The organism is Pseudomonas sp. 10B238 (genome assembly GCF_000970615.1).
Classification (GTDB): Bacteria; Pseudomonadota; Gammaproteobacteria; order Pseudomonadales; family Pseudomonadaceae; genus Stutzerimonas.
Genome location: NZ_KQ033961.1, coordinates 1 through 3,912, shown reverse-complemented (window position 1 = coordinate 3,912; position 3,912 = coordinate 1). Strand labels below are relative to the sequence as shown.

Genomic DNA, 3,912 nt, shown 5'->3' with positions numbered 1-3,912 from the left:
CGTCGAGACGCAAAGGAATGGCTCGAAAGTCTTTGAGTGTCTTGAGATACCCGGTCGCACGGACCATGAACTCGGTTTCTGCGAGTTCCAGAACACTCCCGCCGGTTTCACGGTTGGCTTCATCGATCGCCTTTGCAATCTGCTGCTGCGTCACGCCCCTGCTTGCCATGCGCACGGGATCCAGTACGACCTGATACTGCTTGACCATCCCGCCTATGGGCGCGACTTCCGCCACGTTGGGCAGTGTCTTGAGCTCATAGCGCAGGAACCAATCTTGCAAAGAGCGCAGCTGCGAGAGGTCATGTTTGCCCGTTCGGTCTACCAAAGCATATTGGTAGATCCAGCCGACACCTGTGGCGTCAGGGCCCAAAGCGGGTTTGGCGGCGGCGGGAAGCCGACTCTGCACCTGACTCAGGTACTCCAGCACCCGAGAACGGGCCCAATAGAGGTCGGTGCCGTCCTCAAACAGGACGTACACGTAGCTATCCCCGAAGAAGGAGTAGCCGCGGACCGTCTTTGCGCCGGGGACAGACAGCATGGTCGTCGTCAGTGGGTAGGTGACCTGATTCTCAACGATCCGGGGCGCCTGCCCGGGGTATGGCGTGCGGATGATGACCTGAACGTCGGAAAGGTCTGGCAATGCATCAACAGCGGTGTTTTTGACCGACCAGACACCCCAAGCCACCGCGAACACAGTAGCCAGCAGGATCAGAAAGCGGTTGGCCACTGACCAGCGAATTATGGCTGCGATCATCGCTGGCCCCCCAGCTTCTCGATGTGCTCAATGACCAGGCCCTCTTCGCTTTCACGCGCGCCGACACGGACGTGATCGCCGGTCTGCAACTTTGTTAGGAGCGATTGATCTGCAACCGGAAAGGACATTGTCATCCCAGGCATGTTCAGCGTCTTGAACGGCCCATGCGACAGGCCAACCATGCCATCTTCCAGGCTGACGATCGTACCTTCAGCCTCGTGCAGCGCAGGTTCTGTAGAAGTTGCAGGCTCCTCCAAACCCTGAGCGGTCAGCCCGCGTAGGCTCGCCTCTGAATCCAGGAGAAACTGACCGGACGCCACGACCTTCTGACCGGCTTCCAGCCCTTCAAGCACCTCTGTCTGGTCATCGAATTCCCGGCCTGTGCGAACCTCAATCGGGCGGTAACGGCCTTGATCCTCGGCCAGCATCACCAATGCGCGCCGACCGGTGCGAATGACCGCCTCGGACGGGATGACCAAGACATCTTCGACGTTGCGACTCAACGTCACCTCGGCCGTCATGCCGGGACGAAGCCGTTGTTGCGGATTAGGCAGTTCAACCCGGACGCGCACAGTACGGCTATCCAAGTTGGCTTGTGGTAGTACGGCCTGGATCGTCCCTTCCAGAACTTCACCTGCAAAGGCCGGGAGGCGCGCGTTGACCAGCTGCCCAGGCGCCACATTTGCAACCTGCGCCTCAGGCACCGCAACCTCTAACCATACCTTTTCCAGCCCATTAACACGTGCCAGAGACGCACCAGTGGATACGGTCATGCCCTCGCGAACGTCGAGGCTGTTCAGCACGCCGCCTATTGGACTCCTCACTGTCCAAACAGGGCGCGCTTTACCAGTTCGTTCTAGCTGCACTATGACTTCTGGCGGCATGCCAGCAAGGCGCAACCGCTGGCGAGCCGCTGCGAGCAGCTGGGGTTCGCCAATCCCTTTGAGCGCCAGGTACTCTTCCTGTGCGGCAACCCATTCGGGAACCAGCAGATCGGCTAACGGCGCGCCTTTTTCGATGACATCCTCCGGTGCTCGGTCGTAAACGCGCTCGACAAAGCCACCGGCACGCGCCTGCACAACCGCCACGTCTCGCTCGTCGAACATCAATGCGCCTGTCGCTTCGAGCGACTGGCTGATCGATTCACGCGTTACGGTTGCAAAGCGCACGCCGAGATTCTGCGTCACGCTCGGGTCGATACTGATCGATGCCCCGTCGCTTCCCTCATCTGCATAGCGTGGAATCAATTCCATATCCATGAATGGCGACTTGCCCGGCTTATCGAACTTTTGCTGGGGGACCATAGGGTCATACCAATAGAGCACTTCCTTGTCTTCTTCTGCAGGCGATTGTCCGAAGGCTGCGGTAGGCAGACCGATTAGCGCTGCAGCGCTAATCATCAGAGGCAGACTGAAGGCGAGTACCAGCCGCTTGTGTTGGAATGTCATGGTCGGGTATCTCCAAAGGCGAAATGCAGGCGGGCATTGCTCAACGATCGATCGCGGGCGACGTCAATACGCCGTAGCCGGGTCTCCACAAGCTGTCGTCGCGCTTCGATCACAGCGGTCAGCTCACCGCTTCCGGAGCGGTAATCGGCCATGGCAAGGCGGACCTTCTCTTCAGCGAGGGGTAGTAAGGTTTTGTCGAGGCGGATGAGTGCGCGGTCCAGACGCTGATACTCAGCGAGGTCAGTACTCAGCTCTTGGTTGTACAGGCGCAAGGTCGCTTGGCGCTGAGCCTCGATCTGGGCAAGGCGAGCTCGTTCGGCCGCGATCTTCGGATCCTGCCGAGAGCTGGTAAACAGCGGCAGGTCGAAGCTGACGCTGAGGTTCACCATGTCGCCGTACTCACGGCCACGTCGCAGGTAGTCGATCCCCCAACTCCAATCCGGTGTTTTCTCTGCGATGGCCTGGTGAACCTTTGCCTCCGCTTCACGAGTCATCGGGTCGAAGGCGAGTAACGCCGGGTGCCGGTTCAGGTTGTGCTGATAGTTATCAACGGCGGCAAGCCATTGCGGCCAGTCACCTGTAAGCGGCTGGCCTGCTAGCTCGCCTATCCAGCGCCGGAGGCCGGCCCGCGCAACAGCCTGGTTACGCAGCAGCTCATCCTCTTGTTCAGCCAGCAATGCTGCCTCTTGCCTCGGAAGTACGCTGTCTGCGGTTTGTCCGCTGCCGCCAGCAATGCGGGCCTGAACAGCCCGCGAAAGGAGCTGATTCTCGCTGTAAAGCTGCTTGAAAAGGCTTAGCTTCTGCTCGACCGCGAAGCTAGCGATCCATGCCTCGGCGGTTGCTTGGCGCACACCGAGACGTTCAACCGTTTGCTGGGCGTTTGCGAGCGCAACACTAGCCTGCGCGGCCTCGACACGAGCGCGCCTTTTCGCTCGGTTTGGCACATCTTGCATGACCCCAACCATTTGCATGGTCATGGCCTCTTGCTCCAACTGCCAGCGAGCGTCACCTTCGATGGGCACGCTTTGCAGTCCAAGCTTAAGTTTAGGGTCAGGAAGCTCGCCGGCAGGGATTGCAGCGCTGCGTGCGGCCACCAGGTTGGCGGCTTGCGCATGCAGCGAAGGCGCGTCTTGCTCGGCCACGCTCAGAGCTTGTTCTAAGGTCAAAGCGGACGCTAACCCTGGAAACGAGAGCGCGCCCATGATCAAGGCGGCCACGTACGGCGGCGCCCAATAAATACGGGGTTTCATTTGCGAAGGATTCCTGATCTTTCATGCGAGCCAAAGGCGCGCAGTAGCCGGCCCGAATGCTCACTCGGGCGGTTCCTATAATTTGATCGGAATTAGACGCGGGGTGGACGCCAGACGGCGTCTAAAAGGCTAGAGGGGATCAGGCCGTTATAGGGAGTGGTCACGGGTTTAGCAGCAGGCATCAGCTGGGCTTTTATTGAGACAAGCTGAAGGATACTTGCAGTTTTGCATTCTTGGCCCGTCTTGCAGACGGTCGCCGTTCCATGCTCATTCGCTTCACAGCACTCGTGTTCAGCACCGTCATCGGCGCCAACCATCGAAGCGTGGTCGGTCGTCATGGCGCCCACACCTTCCATATCGGACATCATGTGATGCCCGGACGATCCAACCGTCATGAGCATTTCCGCTATCCCATTGATCTGAAGCGCAAGCACTAGCAGCAGGATAAGGAAGGAGCGCA

At 59.3% G+C, this 3,912-nt stretch carries 4 protein-coding genes; all 4 read right to left on the bottom strand.

Annotated elements, in window-relative coordinates; translation table 11 throughout:
* On the bottom strand, nt 1-754 hold a 754-nt coding region (locus RT21_RS22670; protein WP_046164440.1), incomplete at its 3' end, for an efflux RND transporter permease subunit.
* Nucleotides 751-2,202, bottom strand: coding sequence for an efflux RND transporter periplasmic adaptor subunit (locus RT21_RS22665; RefSeq protein ID WP_015275570.1), 1,452 nt, complete (start codon nt 2,200-2,202; stop codon nt 751-753). The genes RT21_RS22670 and RT21_RS22665, both read right to left, overlap by 4 nt.
* Nucleotides 2,199-3,452: a TolC family protein gene (locus RT21_RS22660; protein ID WP_003292652.1), complete on the bottom strand. Its 1,254-nt coding sequence runs from the start codon at nt 3,450-3,452 to the stop codon at nt 2,199-2,201. Before RT21_RS22660 ends, RT21_RS22665 begins: the two co-directional genes overlap by 4 nt.
* Nucleotides 3,453-3,544: 92 nt before the next feature.
* The coding region (locus RT21_RS23980) for a hypothetical protein (protein WP_156155749.1) at nt 3,545-3,912 on the bottom strand (368 nt) is incomplete at its 5' end.

What these genes read in the sequence shown, in the direction of transcription:
- RT21_RS22665 (WP_015275570.1), bottom strand. Translation starts at nt 2,202, where the DNA reads ATGACATTCCAACACAAGCGGCTGGTACTCGCCTTCAGTCTGCCTCTG.
- RT21_RS22660 (WP_003292652.1), bottom strand. Translation starts at nt 3,452, where the DNA reads ATGAAACCCCGTATTTATTGGGCGCCGCCGTACGTGGCCGCCTTGATC.